Here is a 19,879-nt window from a genome sequence, read left to right as displayed (position 1 = left end):
AGGAAGGAACGGCATGACAGAAACTGTAAAATCATTGGCAACGGAAATTCAAACTACTGCTGATCGCCTGGTACAGCAATTTGCTGAAGCAGGGATCACAAAAAGTGAGAATGACTCTGTTAGTCAGTCTGAAAAAGAAGCTTTACTGAACCACTTAAACCGTGAACAAGGCGGAGCAGCGGGTCAGCCAAGCAAATTGACACTACAGCGTAAAACTCGTAGTACGCTGAGCGTCCCCGTCACCGGTGGCAAAAGCAAATCGGTAAATGTTGAAGTCCGCAAAAAACGCACTTATGTGAACCGTGATGCTGAAGAAGCTAAAGCGGAAGAACAGGCGCAGCGTGAAGCGGAAGAGCAGGCACAGCGCGAAGCTGAAGAACTGGCACAACGTGAAGCACAAGCTAAACGTTTAGCAGAAGAAACTGCAAAACGTGAAGCGGATGAATTGGCAAAACGTGACGCCCAAGAGAAAGCAAAACGTGAAGCAGCAGATAAAGCGACGCGCGAAGTAGCGGAAAGAGAAAAAGTGAAACCAAGCGAAAATCAACAAAAAGCAGGCAAAGCACCAGAAAGCAATGCCGACAAACAACGCCGTGAAGCCGAAGCTGCGGAATTAAAACGCAAAGCGGAAGAAGAAACTCAGCGCAAAGTTGAAGCAGAAGCGCGCCGCGTTGCTGAAGAAGCTCGTAAAATGGCTGAAGAAAACGGCGAAAAATGGACGGCTGAAACGAAAACTGAAGAAGACAGCGATTATCACACAACCACTTCTACGCACGCTCGTGCCGCAGAAGATGAAAGTGATGAGAAAGAAGAAGGCCGTCGTTCACGTAACCGTACAGCGAAAGCACCTCGTCAGAAAAAAGGTAACAAACTTTCTGAGAAAGCTGATCGTGAAGAAGAGCGTGCAGCAGGTCGTTCTGGTCGTACGAAAGGTAAACAGCGTAAAGGGAGTTCTTTACAGCAAAGCTTTACTAAACCAGCCGCTGCTGTAAACCGCGATGTCATTATCGGTGAAACCATTACTGTTGGCGAATTGGCTAACAAAATGGCGGTTAAAGGTTCTCAAGTCATCAAAACGATGATGAAGATGGGCGCAATGGCAACCATCAACCAAGTTATTGACCAAGAAACTGCACAATTAGTGGCAGAAGAAATGGGTCATAAAGTTATTCTGCGTCGTGAGAACGAGTTAGAAGAATCGGTAATGAATGACCGTGACACTGGCTCTGCGGCGCAAGAACCACGTGCACCGGTTGTGACCATCATGGGTCACGTTGACCACGGTAAAACCTCTTTACTTGACTACATTCGTTCAACGAAAGTGGCATCAGGTGAAGCGGGTGGTATTACTCAGCACATTGGTGCTTACCACGTTCAAACTGACAAAGGTATGATTACCTTCCTAGACACCCCAGGTCACGCCGCGTTTACATCTATGCGTGCTCGTGGTGCTCAGGCAACAGATATCGTTGTTCTGGTTGTTGCAGCGGACGATGGCGTCATGCCACAAACTATCGAAGCTATCCAACACGCGAAAGCAGCGGGTGTGCCGATCGTTGTTGCTGTGAACAAAATTGATAAGCCAGAAGCTGATATTGACCGTGTAAGAAATGAACTGTCTCAGTACGGTGTTATTTCTGAAGAGTGGGGCGGCGATACCCAATTTATCGGTGTATCTGCGAAAGTGGGTACTGGTATTGACGATTTACTTGATGCGCTGTTACTGCAAGCTGAAGTTTTAGAGCTGAAAGCGGTTTATACAGGCATGGCAAGCGGTGTGGTTGTTGAGTCATACTTAGACAAAGGTCGTGGCCCAGTGGCAACAATCCTTGTTCAAGAAGGGACTCTGAATAAAGGCGACATCGTACTTTGTGGATTTGAATATGGCCGTATTCGTGCAATGCGCAACGAACTCGGTAAAGATGTTCAATCTGCAGGTCCATCAATGCCTGTTGAAATTTTAGGTCTGTCTAGCGTTCCTTCTGCAGGTGACGAAGCGACTGTTGTTCGTGACGAGAAAAAAGCGCGTGAAGTTGCTCTGTATCGTCAAGGTAAATTCCGTGATGTTAAATTAGCGCGTCAGCAGAAATCTAAACTGGAAAACATGTTTGCTAACATGGAAGATGGTAAAGTTTCTGAATTGAATATCGTACTGAAAACGGATGTTCAAGGTACGTGTGAAGCGATCACTGACTCTCTGATGAAACTGTCAACAGATGAAGTTAAAGTGAAAATCATCGGTTCTGGTGTTGGTGGTATCACCGAAACAGATGCAACACTGGCTGCGGCATCTAACGCAATTATTCTTGGCTTTAACGTTCGTGCAGATGCATCAGCTCGTCGCGTCATCGAAAGTGAAAGCGTTGATTTACGTTACTACTCCGTTATCTATAGTCTGATTGATGAAATCAAACAAGCGATGAGCGGTATGCTGGCACCTGAATACAAACAGCAAATTATTGGACTTGCAGAAGTTCGTGATGTGTTTAAATCACCGAAGTTTGGTGCAGTTGCTGGTTGTATGGTTACAGAAGGTACCATTAAACGTAACAACCCGATCCGTGTCCTGCGTGATAACGTGGTTATCTACGAAGGTGAGTTAGAATCTCTGCGTCGCTTTAAAGATGATGTCAGTGAGGTTCGTAACGGTATGGAATGTGGTATCGGCGTTAAGAACTACAACGACGTTCGCGTCGGCGATATGATCGAAGTCTTCGAAGTCATTGAAGTTAAACGTTCTATCGACGGTTAATTTTGTGAGAGCCCACGAAGTATCGTGACTACAAAATAGTGTTAATAAGGGGGCGATTGCCCCCTTTATTGTCAGGAGACATAACGATGGCAAAAGAATTCAGTCGTTCTCAGCGCGTTGCGCAAGAGATGCAAAAAGAAATTGCGATCATTTTACAACGTGAGATTAAAGACCCACGTATTGGCATGGCGACCGTTTCAGGTGTCGAATTATCTCGCGACCTTGCATACGGTAAAGTCTTTGTCACTTTCTTCAATATCGCTAATGATAAGAGCGAAGAGGAAATGGTGGCAGATGGTATTAAAGCATTAAATGAAGCCGCTGGTTTTATTCGTTCGTTAATTGGGAAAGCAATGCGCTTACGTATTATTCCTGAATTAACGTTTGAATATGACAACTCCCTTGTTGATGGCATGCGGATGTCTAATTTAGTGTCAAACGTGATCCGTGATGATGAAAAACGTCGTGCGGATGTTAGTGATAAAGAGGAAAAATAATGGGGCGTCGTCGTAGCGGCCGTAATATTGACGGCGTAGTGCTGCTGGATAAACCCACGGATATTTCTTCAAATGATGCGCTGCAAAAAGTGCGGCGCTTTTTTAATGCTAACAAGGCTGGGCATACGGGGGCACTAGACCCACTTGCGACAGGTATGCTGCCTGTTTGCCTTGGCGAAGCAACGAAATTTTCCCAATTTTTACTCGATTCAGATAAGCGTTATCGTGTGATTGCTCGTCTTGGGCAACGGACTGACACGTCGGATTCACACGGCGAAATTATCAGTGAGCGTAACGTAGAGTTTACACAGCAGCAGCTGGATGATGCCTTAGAATTTTTCCGTGGTGATACATTGCAAGTTCCTTCAATGTATTCAGCGTTGAAACACCAAGGTCGTCCATTATATGAATATGCACGTAAAGGCATTACTGTCGAACGTGAAGCGCGTCCAATCACCGTCTATGAATTACTGTTTATTCGTTTAGAAAATAATGAGTTAGAACTTGAAGTTCATTGCTCGAAAGGCACGTATATTCGCACTATCATTGATGACTTAGGTGAGATGTTAGGTTGTGGTGCGCATGTCACTTATTTGCGTCGATTACAAGTGGCAAACTACCCTTACGAACGCATGGTGACATTAGAACAATTAGCGGCATTGAGAGCGAAAGTGGATGCAGAAGAAGGGTCATTTGAATCCTTGCTGGATGCCTTATTGCTACCGATGGATACCGCAGTTGTTCATTTTCCGGCGGTGAATATTACAGAGGATACAGCGGCTTACTTCAAGCAGGGGCAACCCGTGCGAGCGGCAGTTCAAGGCCTTGAAACGGGTTGCATGGTTCGTGTCACCTTCGGTGAAGAGCAACGGTTTATCGGTATTGCGCTTATCAGCGAAGATGGCCGCCTTGCACCGAAGCGTTTGGTCGTGGAAAATGAACAATCCGCATAGTGGCTCTTATTGCTTTGCGGCGTTAAGCAGCGTAGAATAGCGGCGCTTAATCTTGAGATGCTAAATTAGAGATTGGCTCTCACCACTTACATTAATTTTTTTGGAGTTTATTATGTCTCTAAGTAATGAAGCGAAAGCTAAGATCGTTGCTGAGTTCGGTCGCGGTGAAAATGACACTGGTTCAAGCGAAGTTCAAATCGCTCTTCTGACTGCACAAATCAACCATCTGCAAAGCCACTTTTCAGAGCACAAAAAAGATCACCACAGCCGTCGTGGTCTGCTGCGTATGGTTGCACAACGCCGTCGCTTACAAGCTTACTTGAAAGGTAAAGATATCGCACGCTACACAGCTCTGATCGAGCGTTTAGGCCTGCGTCGCTAGTCTTACTCTAAATAATTCGAGGTGCAGCTAGGCGACAAATGAGTGAGATACTAGGGGCATGCATAAGTATGTGACTAGTGCGAGTGAGTGTAGTCAACAACGCTGCAACTTGAAGTATGACGAGTATAGTCAGTTTCAGTGAAAAGGGGCCCTGGCCCCTTTTCTGCTAAAAGTTATTTTGAAAGTTGAAGTAATACTCGAATTGTACTTAACTTAAATGTTAAGCTATAAGTCGTAATTAACTGTTTTAGTATGCCTCTTCGCTGCATCCGATTCGCGCGGCTAATGAGAACGTTGATGACTGGAATATCAATCTTCTCATTAGTCGCGAGGCTGTAGGAAGAATAAGCCAATGCTACCCGAAATGCTCAGGTAGCCTTACAAAAAGGGTATTATTGTGTTAAATCCTATTGTTCGTAAATTCCAGTACGGTCAACATACCGTCTCGATTGAAACAGGCATGATTGCTCGTCAAGCATCAGCCGCAGTTATGGTTAACATGGATGACACCGCAGTATTTGTGACTGCTGTGGCACAGAAAAAAGTTAAAGAAGGCCAAGATTTCTTCCCTTTAACGGTTAACTATCAAGAGCGTACTTACGCTGCAGGCCGTATCCCAGGAAGTTTCTTCCGCCGTGAAGGTCGTCCTGGTGAAGGTGAAACGTTAATCGCTCGTTTGATTGACCGTCCACTGCGCCCTCTGTTCCCAGAAGGTTTCTTGAACGAAATCCAAATTATTGCAACTGTTGTGTCTGTTAATCCACAAGTTAACCCAGATATCGTTGCGATGATCGGTGCATCTGCAGTATTAGCACTGTCAGGTGTTCCATTCAATGGCCCAATCGGTGCTGCACGTGTTGGTTTTATCGATGACCAATATGTTCTGAACCCAACGGCTGATGAACTGAAAAAAAGCCGCTTAGATTTAGTCGTTGCAGGTACTGACAACGCAGTATTGATGGTTGAATCTGAAGCTGAGCTGTTAAGTGAAGAGCAAATGTTAGGTGCGGTGGTATTTGGCCATGACCAACAGCAAGTTGTTATTCAGAACATCAATGAATTAGTTAAAGAAGCGGGCAAAGAGAAATGGGATTGGCAGCCAGAGCCAGTTAACCAAGCCCTGCATGATCGCGTGGCTGCATTAGCAGAAAGCCGCATGGGTGATGCTTACCGTATCACTGAGAAACAAGAACGTTACGCACAAGTTGATTTAATCAAAGAAGAAGTCACTGCGGTATTAGTTGCGGAAGACGAAAACGTTGATGTATCTGAAGTGTCAGATATTTTAGCTAACTTAGAAAAGCAAGTTGTTCGTACTCGTGTTATCCGTGGTGAGCCGCGTATCGATGGCCGTGAGAAAGACATGGTTCGTGCACTGGACGTTCGTACGGGTGTTTTACCGCGTACTCACGGTTCTGCACTGTTTACGCGTGGTGAAACTCAGGCGCTGGTAACGGCAACTCTGGGTACTGAACGTGATGCGCAAGTTATCGACCAATTAATGGGCGAATACACTGATCGCTTCTTGTTCCATTACAACTTCCCTCCATACTCTGTTGGTGAAACAGGCATGGTAGGTTCACCTAAACGTCGTGAAATCGGTCATGGTCGTTTGGCGAAGCGTGGTGTGTTAGCGGTGATGCCAGATCACGCTGATTTCCCATACACAGTCCGTGTTGTTTCTGAAATTACTGAATCTAATGGTTCATCATCAATGGCGTCTGTTTGTGGTGCATCATTAGCACTGATGGATGCAGGTGTACCAATCAAAGCCGCTGTTGCTGGTATTGCAATGGGGCTGGTGAAAGAAGGTGACGATTTCGTTGTTCTGTCTGATATCTTAGGTGACGAAGACCACTTAGGTGATATGGACTTTAAAGTTGCAGGTAGCCGTGAAGGTATCAGTGCACTGCAAATGGACATCAAAATCGAAGGTATCACACGTGAAATCATGCAAGTTGCTCTGAACCAAGCAAAAGGTGCGCGTCTGCACATTCTTGGTACAATGGAACAAGCGATTAATGGTCCACGTGAAGAAATCTCTGAATTTGCACCACGCATTTATACAATCAAAATTAATGCAGACAAAATCAAAGATGTCATCGGTAAAGGTGGTTCGGTGATCCGTGCATTAACGGAAGAAACTGGCACAACGATTGAAATCGAAGATGATGGTACTGTGAAGATTGCAGCAACTGATGGCCTGAAAGCGAAAGAAGCAATTCGTCGTATTGAAGACATCACGGCTGAAGTTGAAGTCGGTCGCATTTACCCAGGTAAAGTGACGCGTATCGTTGATTTCGGTGCATTTGTTGCAATCGGTGGCGGTAAAGAAGGTTTGGTACACATTTCTCAAATCGCGGATAAACGCGTAGAGAAAGTGACTGATTACCTGCAAATGGGTCAAGAAGTTCCTGTTAAGGTATTAGAAATCGACCGTCAAGGCCGTATTCGCCTGAGCATGAAAGAAGCCGTTGCACCAACTGAAGAATCAGGTGCACAGCCACAGGACTCAGCAGAGTAAGTTGACCTAAAAAACAGCACCCTACATTGTAGGGTGCTATCGGCCAATTGGCTGAAACCATAATTTGTAAAGCGTGGTAATGTAAGGACGGAGTATGCTGAACAGTATCTGTCTTCGGGTGAGAGATTATCGCACGCTCCCGCGTGTGCTCTTGGCGCTTATCTTTTTTGTTATTATTGGATGTAGTAGCAAAGATTGGCGAAAGAACGAGGTATTTGCCGTTCCTCTTCAACCTTCATTACAGCAAGAAGTGATATTGGCTCGTATGGAACAAATCCTTGCGAGCCGATCTTTAACCGATGATGAGTACGCACAGCTTTTATATGAGCGCGGTGTGTTGTATGATAGTCTCGGTTTAAGGGCGCTGGCACGTAACGATTTTTCGACTGCGTTAGCCATACGTCCTGATATTCCTGAAGTTTTTAATTTTTTAGGGATATATTTTACGCAGGCAGGCAATTATGATGCTGCCTATGAAGCGTTTGATTCTGTTTTAGAGCTTGATCCAACTTACAATTTCGCGCGGATGAATCGTGGCATCGCATTATATTACGGTGAACGGTACAAACTAGCGCAGGATGATCTGCTGGCGTATTATCAGATAGATCCAAATGATCCTTTTCGTACTCTGTGGCTTTATCTCGTCGAGAAAAACATAGACCCGCGTATGGCGCAAGATAATCTTGCTGCCCGCTACAACCAAGCGGAGAAAGGGCAATGGGGCTGGAATATCGTAGAATTCTATCTTGGCAATATCAATGAAAATGCATTGATGGAGCGTTTGAAAGAAACATCTACGGATAACACTTCGCTCGCTGAGCATCTCAGTGAAACTAACTTCTATTTAGGTAAACATTACCTAAGTCTGGGGGATAAGGATAGCGCAATTGCGTTATTCAAACTGACGGTAGCTAACAACGCTCACAGCTTTGTTGAACACCGCTATGCATTGTTGGAATTGGCGCTGTTAGGCCAAGAACAAGACGACCTTTTAGAATCGGGCCAGCAATAGCTGACGAACATTTCATTGAAAAAATTTTAAGTCATCATCCCTCGGGGTGAAGGCCTATTTGTTCGTTTAATAAACACAATTTGAGCCAGTTCACATTTTAAATGAAAATGACCGAAATGATTTTCCGATGGTTATGTAAACTGGCTGCCACTATGTATGAGGCACCTTTACATGACTACTGAGACCGATATTTCTTTTGCTGAGTTAGGTTTATCAGCATCTATTTTGACAGCACTGAACGACCTGGGATACGAAAAACCCTCTCCAATCCAGCAACAATGTATTCCATTGTTAATGGATGGCAACGATGTATTAGGTATGGCACAAACAGGTAGCGGTAAAACTGCTGCGTTCAGTTTGCCATTACTGCACAACATCGATGCTGATTTGAAAGCACCACAAATTTTAGTACTTGCGCCAACGCGTGAGTTAGCTGTGCAAGTTGCGGAAGCAATGAGCGATTTCTCTAAACATATGAACCGCGTGAACGTTGTTGCCCTGTACGGTGGTCAACGTTATGACGTGCAATTACGTGCATTACGCCAAGGGCCACAAATTGTTGTGGGTACGCCAGGTCGTCTGCTTGACCACCTGAAACGTGGCACGTTAGATTTATCTAAATTAAAAGGCTTAGTCTTAGACGAAGCTGATGAAATGCTGCGTATGGGCTTCATTGAAGATGTTGAAAACATCATGAGCCAAATTCCAGCAGAACACCAAACTGCGCTGTTCTCTGCAACAATGCCTGAACCAATTCGTCGTATTACACGTCGTTTTATGAAAGACCCGAAAGAAATTCGTATTCAGGCTAGCATTACAACTCGTCCAGATATTGCTCAAAGCTATTGGACTGTGTACGGCATGCGTAAAAATGAAGCGTTAGTACGTTTCTTAGAGGCAGAAGACTTTGACGCAGCGATTATTTTCGTGCGTACCAAAAATGCAACATTAGAAGTGGCTGAAGCGTTAGAACGCAATGGCTACAACAGTGCGGCACTAAACGGTGACATGAACCAAGCACTGCGTGAACAAACGTTAGAACGCTTAAAAGATGGCCGTTTGGATATCTTGATCGCGACTGATGTTGCAGCGCGTGGTCTGGACGTTGAGCGTATTAGCCTAGTGGTTAACTACGACATTCCAATGGATGCAGAGTCTTACGTTCACCGCATCGGTCGTACTGGCCGTGCAGGTCGTGCAGGCCGTGCATTACTGTTCGTTGAGAACCGTGAGCGCCGTTTGCTGCGTAACGTTGAACGCACCATGAAGCTGACTATTCCTGAGGTTGAGCTGCCAGATGCTGATCTGCTGAGCCAACGTCGTCAGGCGAAATTCGCTGAGAAAATTCAACAGCAATTAGAAAGCAGCGATTTAGACCAATACCGTTCACTGTTAGCGAAAATGTCCCCATCTGAAGATGTCGACATGGAAACCTTAGCAGCGGCATTGTTAAAAATGGCACAAGGTGAGCGTGCGTTGATTCTGCCACCAGATGCACCACGTCGTCCGCGTCGTGAATTCAACGACCGTGATGATCGTCGTGGTGACCGTCGTGACCGTAATAGCAACGGCAACGGTTTTGACCGTGCAGAACGTGGTGAGCGTGGCGGCCGTCGTGAGCGTCGTGATGTTGGTGACATGGAAATGTACCGTATCGAAGTTGGTCGTGATGATGGTGTGGAAGTTCGTCACATTGTTGGTGCGATTGCTAACGAAGCAGATATCAGCAGCCGTTATATCGGTAACATCAAATTGTACGGAACTCACTCGACAATTGAATTACCAAAAGGTATGCCAACTGACGTGTTAACTCACTTAAGCCGTGCGCGTATTTTGAATAAACCAACGCAAATGCAACTGATCGGTGATGCACAACCATTTGAACGCCGTGGTGGCGGTGAGCGTCGTGGTGGCCCACGCCGTGAAGGTGGTAGCGAAGGTGGTTTCGGTGCAGGTCGTCGTAATGACCGTGGCGGCGAGCGTCGTGGTGGTGGTGAACGTCGTGGCGGTGGTAACCGTGACCGTGGTAATTCTGCGCCACGCCAAGAAGGCAATAATGCAGCTCCACGTCGTCGTAGCAGCAGTCATAACGCATAATAGTTTGGTTTTATAGGGATTAATTTCTCCCTAAAATCACAAAACCCGCATTTTTATTGAAGTGCGGGTTTTTTTATTTAAGTACGTAATAACGGTATAGCGTTTTTTCTAAATCCTGTTGTGTGCTCACAAAAAGTAGAATAATGGCGCTTTTTGTTTGCTCATCAAATTCATACAAGCATCGATACTGGCTATCTATATCAATGCGCTCTCGAATGAGTACGCCTTTATCTGCTAACATTTGATTCGGACGATAGCGTTCAGGATCTTCGGATATTGCTTTTAGGGATGATAAAAGTAGATTATCAATGAACTTTGCAGCTTGTTTACTATTCATGTAATTGATTTTAAATGATTCTATGTCCTGCAGTGACCATAATGCAGTTTCTGCAAGGGTGATGGTATAACTGTGAGCCATTAAAGATCCCTTTCATTATTTTCTTGCTGCGCGTAGCTTTTCAAGTGCTTCTTCTGGTGTTAGTGTTCTTTGATGCTTAACATCATCTTTTGCAGCCATAACTAATTTTAAAAGTGCGTTTGATTGGCGCTCTCTTTCTCTTTCTTGCAACTCGATTTCACGTTCAGCACTGGTTTGGATAAACAGTTCGGATTGCCCGTTTTTTGTAACAAAAACCCCCCCACGAAAGAGCTCTGGGTTACCAAGCCCTTCACGAGCTGATTTTTGAGACATCGTATTAGACATGTTTTGCTCCTGTATTTATTGTGGGTATTTGGAAATAAACATTAAGAGTTTAGCGTCTATTTACAGAATCCATGATTTTATTATAGAGAAGATGAATTAGGAGTACAAATTTATCATTAATTTATACACCTTGTTAATGAGTTGCTGTTGTTTGATAAATTTAAACCAACCCCAGTGCTTCTTTTAGCGGCTTTAGGTAGCGGCGGCTGACAGGAATATGTTCACCAGAGCTGAGCACCAACTCGGCTTGCCCGCTATCACCAAACAAAATTTCATTCAGTTGGGTCATATTCACCAAATATTGTCGGTGGCAGCGCACCAGCGGGGTACGCATCTCTAATGTGCGTAGTGTTAGTTCAGTAAAACCTTCTTGTCCTTGTGTACTCATTACATAGACACCGCTCATACGCGATGTGACATACAAAACTTCATCGAGCTTCATCAAGTAAATACGGCTATGACCTGTACATGGGATAAATTTCAGAGGCTCATTGTTGCCGAGAAGTTCAAGGTTTTGCTTTTGCTTACCTTGGCGTAAGCGATTTAAGGTTTTTTCGAGTCGTTCAGGTTCAAGGGGTTTTAACAGGTAATCAAACGCATGTTCTTCGAATGCTTGGATGGCAAATTCATTGAAGGCGGTCAGAAATACAATATAAGGGCGGTCTTCGGGATCTAACATGCGCACCATTTCTAAGCCCGTTAGGCGCGGCATTTGGATATCAAGAAAGACCACATCAGGCTTTTTTTTATGAATGATGCCTATTGCCTCGATGGCGTTCGCGCATTCACCAATAATGTCAATATCATCGTGTTCTTCGAGTAAGCAACGGACGTTTTCCCGCGCAAGGGGTTCATCATCAACAATTAATACATTCATAGGGTTACATTATCATTATTAGGGTGCCGCCAAGTACGGCAGACGGATTTTCATTCGGGTAAATTTTTCTGGCTCATGTTCTACGCTAATGCCATATTGTTCGCCATATTTTAAGCGCAGGCGTTTATCGACCAAGCCCATCCCAAGGCCATCACTTTGTTTTGCTGGTTTATATAACCCTGCATTGTCCTCTATTTCGATATACACATGTTCACTGCCGATATAGCTGCGTATTGTAATATATCCTGTCTCTAATAACTGTGAGGTGCCGTGTTTAATTGCATTCTCAACAAGGGGTTGTAAGGTAAATGCGGGTAGTTCGACGTGTTTGGCTTCTTCAGGAATTTCAATATGGATTTGCAAGCTATCTTGAAAACGCGCTTTTTCTATCTGCAAATAAGCATTGATATGTTCGATTTCCTCACCCAAAGTAGCGCTTTGTTCTGGACGTTTGAGGTTATTACGGAAAAAGGTCGAAATATATTGAACCAACTGCCCCGCTTGTTGGCTGTCTTTGCGGATCACGGCCTGCAACGTATTGAGTACATTAAACAAAAAGTGAGGATTTACTTGGGCATGGAGTAGTTTCACTTCCGATTGCAGTAGTGACTGTTTATTGCGTTCGTATTGACCCGCTAAGATTTGCGCAGAAAATAAGCTGGCAATACCTTCACCTAATGTACGGTTAATTGAGCTAAATAAGCTATTTTTGGCCTCATAAAGCTTTATGGTGCCAATGACTCGGTCATTTTCACCTCGTAAGGGGATGACGAGGGCAGAGCCGAGTTTACATGTTGGACACAGAGAACACTTATAGGGCGTCTCATTGCCATCAGCATAAACAACTTCATTATTATCAATTGCTTGCCTAGATTGATTAGATGAGATTGGTGTGCCTGGTCGGTGATGGTCTGCACCGATACCAATAAAGGCGAGTATTTTTTCTCGATCCGTAATCGCAACCGCGCCAATTTCGAGTTCTTGATAAATAATTTTGGCGACCTTCATACTGTTATCTGCATTGAAGCCTTTACGTAAAATCCCTTCAGTGGTTAAGGCGATTTTAAGGGCTTGTGCAGAAAAGGCAGTGGTGTATTTTTCCACAATCGCACGTCTATCGAGCAGAATACGAATAAACATGGCTGCGCCGATGGTATTCGCGACCAGCATCGGTGCAACAATACTTCTCACCAGTTCAACTGCTTCATCGAAGGGGCGAGCCAATAACAGGATAATGAGCATCTGAAGGACTTCAGCCACAAACGTGGCACAACTGGCGGTAACAGGGTTAAAAATTTTATTAATTTCACCGCGTTTCATATAGTAACGATGAACCAATCCACCAATCAGCCCTTCTACAATGGTCGAAACCATACAGGCAAATGCACTCATTCCTCCTAATGAATAGCGGTGGATCCCACCTGTAAAACCGACAGCAAATCCAACAGCAGGGCCACCCAGTAAGCCGCCTAATACCGCACCAATAGCGCGAGTGTTAGCGATAGAGTCATTGATATGCAAACCGAAATACGTCCCGATAATACAAAATACAGAGAAAATCAGGTAACACATCACCTTATGGGGTAAGCGGATGGTGACCTTTAATAATGGAATGACGAGTGGGGTGCGGCTGAGGGCCCAAGCAATAACGAGGTAGACGCACATTTGTTGGAGTAATAGTAAAATTAAATCAAATTCGTACATGCTTGTCATATGCTCGTCATATTTCACATTGTGGGGGTGTTGACTGCGTTCGGCTACTTGGGTCTATCTATTTTTAGTATTTATTTTCTTCGTAATTATACCGTAAGTCATTGGTTAAGTAATCGACATTTGAATTAGGGTATTTCATCATTATTTGACATAAGAAAAAAATCGATTCAATATTAGACAAAGACCTGCCTTTTCGTGATCTTGCGCACGAATTTATTAACGCTATATCTAATTTTCTTGTCATACTCTAGGGAAAATAGTTTCCCCCGTTATTATTTAAGGTTCGCATAAATAATGAAAAAAAGAACAATAGTACTGATTTTGCTGATGCTTATCTTAATTGCAGCAGCGGCGTTGTTTCATTCCCATAATCAATATTTATTGTTACAGGGAGAAGTGGATGCGCCTGAAGTGATTGTGACTTCAAAAGCCAAAGGACGTGTGATGGAACGGCATGTAGAGCGTGGCGATGATGTTAAACAGGGGCAATTATTGTTAACCCTTGAAAGCCCTGAACTGCAAGCACAATATGAAGCTGCGAAAGCAGCAAGAAACCAAGCCAAAGCACAACTTGACCAATCTCTAAATGGGACACGAGCAGAAACTATTCGCGATTTACAAGCATCGTTAGCTCAAGCCAATTCGCAATACCAAAACGCATCCCGGGAATATGCACGTTTAAGTAATTTAAAAAGCAAAGGCTATGTTTCAGCGAATGAGCTAGATAATGCACGTAAAGCCAAAGAGGTTGCTTTCTCACAAGTACAAGGGGCAAAAGCCCGTTTAGATGAAGGGCAACATGGGGATCGTATTGAGCAGCGCCACCAATATGAGGCGGCTTTACAGCAAGCAGAGCAAAAATTGGCTGAGATCCAAGTGCAAATTGATGATTTACAGGTTAAAGCCCCTGTCGATGGTGAAGTTGGCCCCATTCCTGCCGAAATTGGTGAGTTATTCAATGCGGGTAGCCCGCTGGTATCACTGATCCGCTTACCGCAAGCATATTTTATTTATAATCTGCGCGAAGATATTTTAGTGGGTGTGAAAAAAGGCGATAAAGTTCAGCTTGATATCCCCGCTTTAGGTAACAAAATGGTTGAGGCAGAAATTCGTTATATTGCACCAAAAGGGGATTATGCGACGAAACGAGCGACGCGAGCAACTGGGGATTTTGACTTAAAAACCTTTGAAATTCGTTTATATCCTGTTGAGCCTATCGATGGATTAAGACCTGGTATGAGTGTGTTATGGCACTGGGATAAGTAAAGGTGTTGCCATGAAATTAAAGTTCGCTTGGCACGGCTTTGAACATGCTTTTAGCCGCGAAACACAAATGGCTATCCGTAGCCCTGTTTTTCATTGGTTGAGCTGGTTGTTCCCGCTGATGTTGTTTACCTTAGTTAGCGCTAACTTTTCTGAGGGAACGTTGATGGATCTGCCTGTTTCGGTGGTGGATGACAACCATAGCCCAGTGTCTCGGCAAATTATTCGCGATCTGAATGCGGGCCCTCACGCTGATGTGAAAACGGTGGACGATAACCTCAGTACCTCACTTAAAAGACTGGGGAGCTCAAAAGACTACGCATTATTGTATATTCCCCATAATTTCGAAGAGGATGTTCTTCGCGGGCGTCAGCCCGAATTACGGATGTATTACAATGCACTATTTTACGCATCAGGAAGTTACGCCATTCAGGACTTTAGTGGGCTGGTGGCAGAACTTAATGCGAAATACCGTCAAGAAATGGCAAAGTCGATGGGAAAAGCCTTGCCGCCGTTAGCGCAAGTGACACTTTCCTATGACAGCTTGTTCAATCCAAGTGGCAGTTATATTTATTATCAACAGTTTGCCGCGACAATCCATATGCTTCAACTGTTTGTGGTAACGGCGACAATTTACACGATGTCGCGCGGTACGACTTTGCAGAGCGTCAAGCCTTTTGCTACTGCTTTGTTAGGCAAAATGGCACCTTATACGCTATTTTTCAGTACATTATTAGCCATTGAACTGGCAGCATTAGTCACAATTTTTGACGCCAAAGTGATAGGGAACCCACTGTATATGATTGTGGTTGGTTTCTTCTATGTGATAGCGGCGCAAAGTGTCGGTTTATTGCTCTTTAGCTTTACCTCGAGCGCCATCATGGCTTACAGCTTAATCGGGATGCTAGTGAGTATCGCATTAGCTTTCTCAGGGATGGCTGTGCCTGAATTAGCGATGATTTTGCCTGCGCAGATTATTTCGAATATCGAGCCGTTAACTCATACGCTTAATGCAATGTTTGATATTTTCTTACGAGAAATTTCGTTTGGTCGGATAGTCGAAGTCTGTTTATTTTTACTGATTTACCCTGTTGTTACCGCTTTTTTAGTGCGTAAGCGTTTGGTGAAACGATTGGAAACTCAAGGAGGCGCTGCATAATGACTGTGTATTTTGCGACCTTCCGTAAAGTGTTGCTTGGGATGCTAGAAAAACCCATGTGGCTGCTCCTTTTGGTATCACTTTGTGTGATGAGTTTGGTGTATGCGAGACCCGTATTATGGGACTTACCCGTTGCGGTGATTGATATGGATCACAGCACAGCAAGCCGCGAACTGATCCGTGATTTGGATGCGACCCCTAAAGTGCAGTTGCACGGTTATGATAATCTTGCGCAAGCTCGCCAAGATATGATTGCGCGAAAACTATTTGCGATAATTATCATTCCAACAGATTTTCAACAGCATTTATTAAGCGGCAAAAATATTACCGTGCCTGTGTATGGGGATGCAACAAACCGCTTGGCGAGTGGGCAAATTCAGCAGGAGCTTTCTAAGGCGTACCAAACATTACTTAATGCCTATAACACGGAATTATTAACCAAAGCGGGTTATAGCCAAGAACAAGCCAAGGTCATTATTACCCCTGTACGTAGTGAAACAGAGCCCTTGTATAACCCAGGTGTTAGCTTTGCGGCGATTGTTTTCCCAGGCTTGTTGGTTATGCTGTTACAGCACTCCTTGTTGATTGCCTGCGTGCGAGTCAGTATTGCCGTTCGTTCTACACCTAAGGGGAAACCGCCGTTAGCTGTTTATTTAGGGGCATTATCGGCGTTGATCCCGATTTGGCTGTTTTTATCGACAGTATTTTTTGCCCTTTGGCCATGGGTGCTGGGGTTCCGACAAGAAGCGCCACTGTATGTGATTTGGTTGTTTACTTTCCCATTCTTGTTAGCTGTGCTTGGCCTTGGCAAGTTGGTCACGGAATGCTTACGCAGCGTGGAAATGATTTACTTAACATTGGCGTTTATCACTACACCTGTGTTTTATATGTCAGGTACGATTTGGCCGTTACAAGCCATGCCCGATTGGGTGCGAATGATTGCCTCTGCGCTGCCGTCTACATGGGCAACAAATGCCATGGCTGGCCTTAACCAAATGGGCTTACCGTTTAGTGATGTCCTTATGGATATTGTGATGATGCTAACGCTAGGCGTGATTTATACCGTCATCGGGGTCTTTATTGGTATGCTGCGCGATGGGGAACTGCGCCATTTAACCCACGTATTCAATCGCTGGCGTCGGCACCACCGCTAGGTTTTTAAACTACTTTCCTATTATATAATCGACGATAACTTAACCAAGTAATGACTAAGTTATCGTCTAATGCTATACTCATTAAGAATGTAGCCACAATGTAGCTACATTTTGATATTAGGAGAGATAACATGTCTACTTTATTAAAAACGGCAGATGTTCGTAGCCGTATCGATGAACAATTAAAAACAGAAGCAACGAGTGTATTACAAGATTGTGGCTTAACTATCAGTGCTGCAATACGTTTATTTCTAGAGCAAGTGGTGCAGGAACAAAAAGTTCCTTTCGAAATTAAACGTAAACAACCCTCGCGAAAAACAGGGCTAGCATTAGAAGAAGCTAACGTTATTGAACAACAATATGCTTCTGTTGACGAAATGATGGTGGAGTTAAGCAAAGTTGACTCAAAAGTTAAATAATAAGAGAGCGAAGCAACCAAGGCAGGTTGCTTATACACCAACGTTTAAAAAGTCTTGGGAACGTTATAACAAAGCTGGTCGTAGGGATATGAATAGTGCGGTTATTATCATGGAGATTCTTTTTTCTCAAAAAGTGATTCCTAAAGAATACTTAGATCATGAACTTGAAGGCAGTGAATGGCAGGGAGCGAGAGAACTTCATATCGGTGGTGATTTTCTATTGATCTATCGACTATCAGATAAGGGTAATTTAATTACATTTGTTGATATTGGTTCTCACAGTGAGCTCTTTGGTTAAGGTAATGAATTTATGTTTGGATTCATTACCTTATTCATTTTTTAAGACACCATCGACAAGCCCGCAATTTGTCGCCAATAGCCGTTACAGCTCTGGTTTTCAATACATAATGGCATCATGCCATCTTCATTGGCCTTAAACTGCGCAAGTACATCTAAGGAATCAATGCTTTCAGGGGAAATGCGCACAATATCCACTAAACCTTTCATCGATGCCAGCTCATTCCCGAGGTTATAACAGTCACCACTGAGTGTTTGGATACCATTTAATGTAAATACTTGTTGTTGCTCTTGGGAAAGCACCTTACGCCCTTGAGGGTAATTAATGCAGCAGGTTTCGCAATCATCTTTTTGCTTGTTTTCTGAACGTGCAGTAAAGCAGCGTGCTGAATAGGCAAGGGGAAGATGGCCATAACTCATGACCTCCACCTCGAATTTATGGCGAATACCGATTTCCTCACATTGATTGAGCAAGTTAATCAGCCAATCACGGGAGAGCTCAACAGGCATACACCAACGAGTCATTCCTTGGCGCAATAAAATATTCAGCGCTTGGGCGTTGTAGCAATTGAGACCATGGCCTGCCACAAATGGCAGTTTTCTATCCACTAACATGTTAATCACGCCAAAGTCGTGTGCTTCAAGTAAAAACTCGCCGTTATCGACTAATTTGGTGATTTCTTTTAGTTCTGAAGGTGCTTGCAGTAGTGCAAGGGAGCTCAATACAATCTGCTTGCCACTTTTGGTTAATTGCTGGGCAAGCTCTATCCAATCATTGGGTTTCATTTCACGGCGCTTGCTACACACCATTTCACCGAGATAGATAATATCAGCTTCACTTTGCATAGCGAGTTGATAAAAGTCGTTTAATGTCTGTTTTGGCCAGTAATAAAGCACTGATCCTAAAGAGTACTGCATGATAGTTTTACCTTTTAATTATTGCCATTTTCGATGATAAGCACCCAATGTGGTTTGACTTCCTTCAGAAAGCTTTCCAAGTGCTTTCATCCATTTAGGATCGGTGACAAAGTTATCTGGATTGGCTTTATAACGATCAATGGCTTGGCGCCAAATACGTGCCACTTCAGAAACATAAGCGGGGCTACGTTGACGACCTTCAATTTTCACAGAGGCAATGTTCGCCGCCATTAGTTCAGGCAATAATTCGATCGTATTCAAGCTGGTGGGCTCTTCGAGAACATGGTATTTCTGCTCATCCACCAAATAGCGCCCTTTACACAAAGTGGGGTAACCTGCGTTTTCATCGGCTTTATAGCGGTCGATAAGTACATTATTTAGGCGTGATTCCATGCCATCAGCCGTTTGTTGCCAACGCACAAAGCGGGCAGGGGAACAGGCTCCAACGGTATTTGGGGACTCTCCCGTTAGATAAGAGGATAAATAACAGCGCCCTTCAGCCATAATACACAGGCTGCCAAATGCAAACACTTCAAGGGGAACAGGGCTATTTTTTGCCAGCTGTTTAACTTGATGAATCGAAAGTACGCGAGGCAGTACCACACGGTGAACATCAAAGTTGCGTTGGTAAAAGCGGATCGCTTCGGTATTGGTGGCAGAGGCTTGAACAGAAACATGTCTTTCAATGTGTGGATATTTAGTGGCGGCGTACTCTAGCATCGCGATATCGGCGATAATCAGGGCATCAGCACCAAGGTCAGCGGCAAGATCTACCGAATCTTGCCATCTTTGGTAGCCATCTGGGTGAGCAAATGTATTGATGGCGATATGTAGTTTACGATTACGGCTGTGAATATAACGTTCTGCTTCATGCAGTTTTTTTTGCGTAAAATTTAAACCTGCAAAATGGCGTGCGTTAGTATCATTTTTTAGCCCGATATACACCGCATCAGCCCCATTATCCACGGCAGCTTTTAAAGCAGGTAAGTTTCCTGCTGGGCAGAGTAATTCCATTGACCTATCCCTGTATAAATTTTGATAGCGGCTATTTTAGTCAAGGGAACTGTTATAGATTTTGATTTAGAGCAGAGAAATTGTTAATGGATGTTTGTATTCGTTAAGCAAATAGCAAAACAGGTAGATAAAAAATAAATATTGG

Annotated in this window: 18 protein-coding genes; 12 read left to right on the top strand and 6 right to left on the bottom strand. The window is 44.1% G+C overall.

Annotated elements, in window-relative coordinates; translation table 11 throughout:
* Positions 1–13 precede the first annotated feature (13 nt).
* The 7 genes from infB to KDJ85_RS16360 all read left to right on the top strand — a co-directional run bounded on the left by infB (position 14) and on the right by KDJ85_RS16360 (position 10,217).
* Positions 14–2,752 carry a translation initiation factor IF-2 gene (gene infB / locus KDJ85_RS16390; protein ID WP_206083231.1) on the top strand — a complete coding sequence of 913 codons (2,739 nt, stop codon included), beginning with the start codon at positions 14–16 and terminating at the stop codon, positions 2,750–2,752.
* An 86-nt stretch (positions 2,753–2,838) separates the two neighbouring features.
* Positions 2,839–3,249: a 30S ribosome-binding factor RbfA gene (gene rbfA / locus KDJ85_RS16385; RefSeq protein WP_047755882.1), complete on the top strand. Its 411-nt coding sequence runs from the start codon at positions 2,839–2,841 to the stop codon at positions 3,247–3,249.
* Positions 3,249–4,202 (top strand): tRNA pseudouridine(55) synthase TruB, encoded by a 954-nt coding sequence (truB, locus tag KDJ85_RS16380; protein ID WP_225820561.1) that lies wholly within the window; start codon positions 3,249–3,251, stop codon positions 4,200–4,202. The genes rbfA and truB overlap by 1 nt, the downstream gene beginning before the upstream one ends.
* 112 nt (positions 4,203–4,314) lie before the next feature.
* The gene (rpsO, locus tag KDJ85_RS16375; RefSeq protein WP_047755880.1) at positions 4,315–4,584 is read left to right on the top strand and encodes a 30S ribosomal protein S15; all 270 of its coding nucleotides are present in this window, start codon (positions 4,315–4,317) and stop codon (positions 4,582–4,584) included.
* A 397-nt stretch (positions 4,585–4,981) separates the two neighbouring features.
* A complete protein-coding gene (gene pnp / locus KDJ85_RS16370) occupies positions 4,982–7,108 on the top strand; it encodes a polyribonucleotide nucleotidyltransferase (protein ID WP_206083235.1) in 2,127 nt (708 codons plus the stop codon).
* Positions 7,109–7,202: 94 nt separating this feature from the next.
* Positions 7,203–8,120 carry a lipoprotein NlpI gene (gene nlpI / locus KDJ85_RS16365; RefSeq protein ID WP_225820560.1) on the top strand — a complete coding sequence of 306 codons (918 nt, stop codon included), beginning with the start codon at positions 7,203–7,205 and terminating at the stop codon, positions 8,118–8,120.
* A 171-nt stretch (positions 8,121–8,291) separates the two neighbouring features.
* Positions 8,292–10,217 (top strand): DEAD/DEAH family ATP-dependent RNA helicase, encoded by a 1,926-nt coding sequence (locus tag KDJ85_RS16360; RefSeq protein ID WP_225820559.1) that lies wholly within the window; start codon positions 8,292–8,294, stop codon positions 10,215–10,217.
* Between the two features lie 73 nt (positions 10,218–10,290).
* On the opposite strand, the gene KDJ85_RS16355 is transcribed toward KDJ85_RS16360, so the two are convergent.
* The 4 genes from KDJ85_RS16355 to KDJ85_RS16340 form a co-directional block, all read right to left on the bottom strand.
* Positions 10,291–10,635, bottom strand: coding sequence for a type II toxin-antitoxin system RelE/ParE family toxin (locus KDJ85_RS16355; protein WP_225820558.1), 345 nt, complete (start codon positions 10,633–10,635; stop codon positions 10,291–10,293).
* 15 nt (positions 10,636–10,650) lie between these two features.
* The gene (locus KDJ85_RS16350) at positions 10,651–10,920 is read right to left on the bottom strand and encodes a hypothetical protein (protein WP_225820557.1); all 270 of its coding nucleotides are present in this window, start codon (positions 10,918–10,920) and stop codon (positions 10,651–10,653) included.
* Between the two features lie 160 nt (positions 10,921–11,080).
* Positions 11,081–11,797 carry a two-component system response regulator BtsR gene (btsR, locus tag KDJ85_RS16345; RefSeq protein ID WP_206083240.1) on the bottom strand — a complete coding sequence of 239 codons (717 nt, stop codon included), beginning with the start codon at positions 11,795–11,797 and terminating at the stop codon, positions 11,081–11,083.
* Positions 11,798–11,815: 18 nt separating this feature from the next.
* Positions 11,816–13,501, bottom strand: coding sequence for a sensor histidine kinase (locus KDJ85_RS16340; protein WP_225820623.1), 1,686 nt, complete (start codon positions 13,499–13,501; stop codon positions 11,816–11,818).
* 303 nt (positions 13,502–13,804) lie between these two features.
* Between KDJ85_RS16340 and KDJ85_RS16335 the strand changes: the two genes are divergently transcribed.
* The 5 genes from KDJ85_RS16335 (at position 13,805) to KDJ85_RS16315 (ending at position 17,803) form a co-directional block, all read left to right on the top strand.
* Complete coding sequence (locus KDJ85_RS16335) at positions 13,805–14,776, top strand: HlyD family secretion protein (protein WP_225820556.1); 972 nt, start codon at positions 13,805–13,807, stop codon at positions 14,774–14,776.
* 10 nt (positions 14,777–14,786) lie between these two features.
* On the top strand, positions 14,787–15,932 hold the full coding sequence (locus KDJ85_RS16330) for an ABC transporter permease (RefSeq protein WP_225820555.1): 1,146 nt from the start codon (positions 14,787–14,789) through the stop codon (positions 15,930–15,932).
* Complete coding sequence (locus KDJ85_RS16325) at positions 15,932–17,086, top strand: ABC transporter permease (protein ID WP_225820554.1); 1,155 nt, start codon at positions 15,932–15,934, stop codon at positions 17,084–17,086. The genes KDJ85_RS16330 and KDJ85_RS16325 overlap by 1 nt, the downstream gene beginning before the upstream one ends.
* Before the next feature lie 131 nt (positions 17,087–17,217).
* Entirely contained in the window at positions 17,218–17,505 is a 288-nt protein-coding gene (locus KDJ85_RS16320) for a type II toxin-antitoxin system RelB/DinJ family antitoxin (RefSeq protein ID WP_225820553.1), read from the top strand.
* Positions 17,486–17,803 (top strand): type II toxin-antitoxin system YafQ family toxin, encoded by a 318-nt coding sequence (locus KDJ85_RS16315; RefSeq protein WP_225820552.1) that lies wholly within the window; start codon positions 17,486–17,488, stop codon positions 17,801–17,803. Before KDJ85_RS16320 ends, KDJ85_RS16315 begins: the two co-directional genes overlap by 20 nt.
* A gap of 41 nt (positions 17,804–17,844) precedes the next feature.
* Here KDJ85_RS16315 and KDJ85_RS16310 read toward each other — a convergent pair whose 3' ends face one another.
* Together KDJ85_RS16310 and ubiU are read right to left on the bottom strand one after the other, a co-directional pair.
* Positions 17,845–18,720, bottom strand: coding sequence for a U32 family peptidase (locus tag KDJ85_RS16310; protein ID WP_225820551.1), 876 nt, complete (start codon positions 18,718–18,720; stop codon positions 17,845–17,847).
* Between the two features lie 18 nt (positions 18,721–18,738).
* The gene (gene ubiU, locus KDJ85_RS16305) at positions 18,739–19,734 is read right to left on the bottom strand and encodes a ubiquinone anaerobic biosynthesis protein UbiU (protein WP_206083254.1); all 996 of its coding nucleotides are present in this window, start codon (positions 19,732–19,734) and stop codon (positions 18,739–18,741) included.
* Positions 19,735–19,879: the final 145 nt, after the last annotated feature.

The sequence above is a fragment of the Providencia vermicola genome, from assembly GCF_020381325.1.
GTDB lineage: Bacteria > Pseudomonadota > Gammaproteobacteria > Enterobacterales > Enterobacteriaceae > Providencia > Providencia vermicola.
The sequence above is the reverse complement of the archived record's forward strand: the minus strand, read 5'-3'. Positions and strand labels throughout refer to the sequence as shown.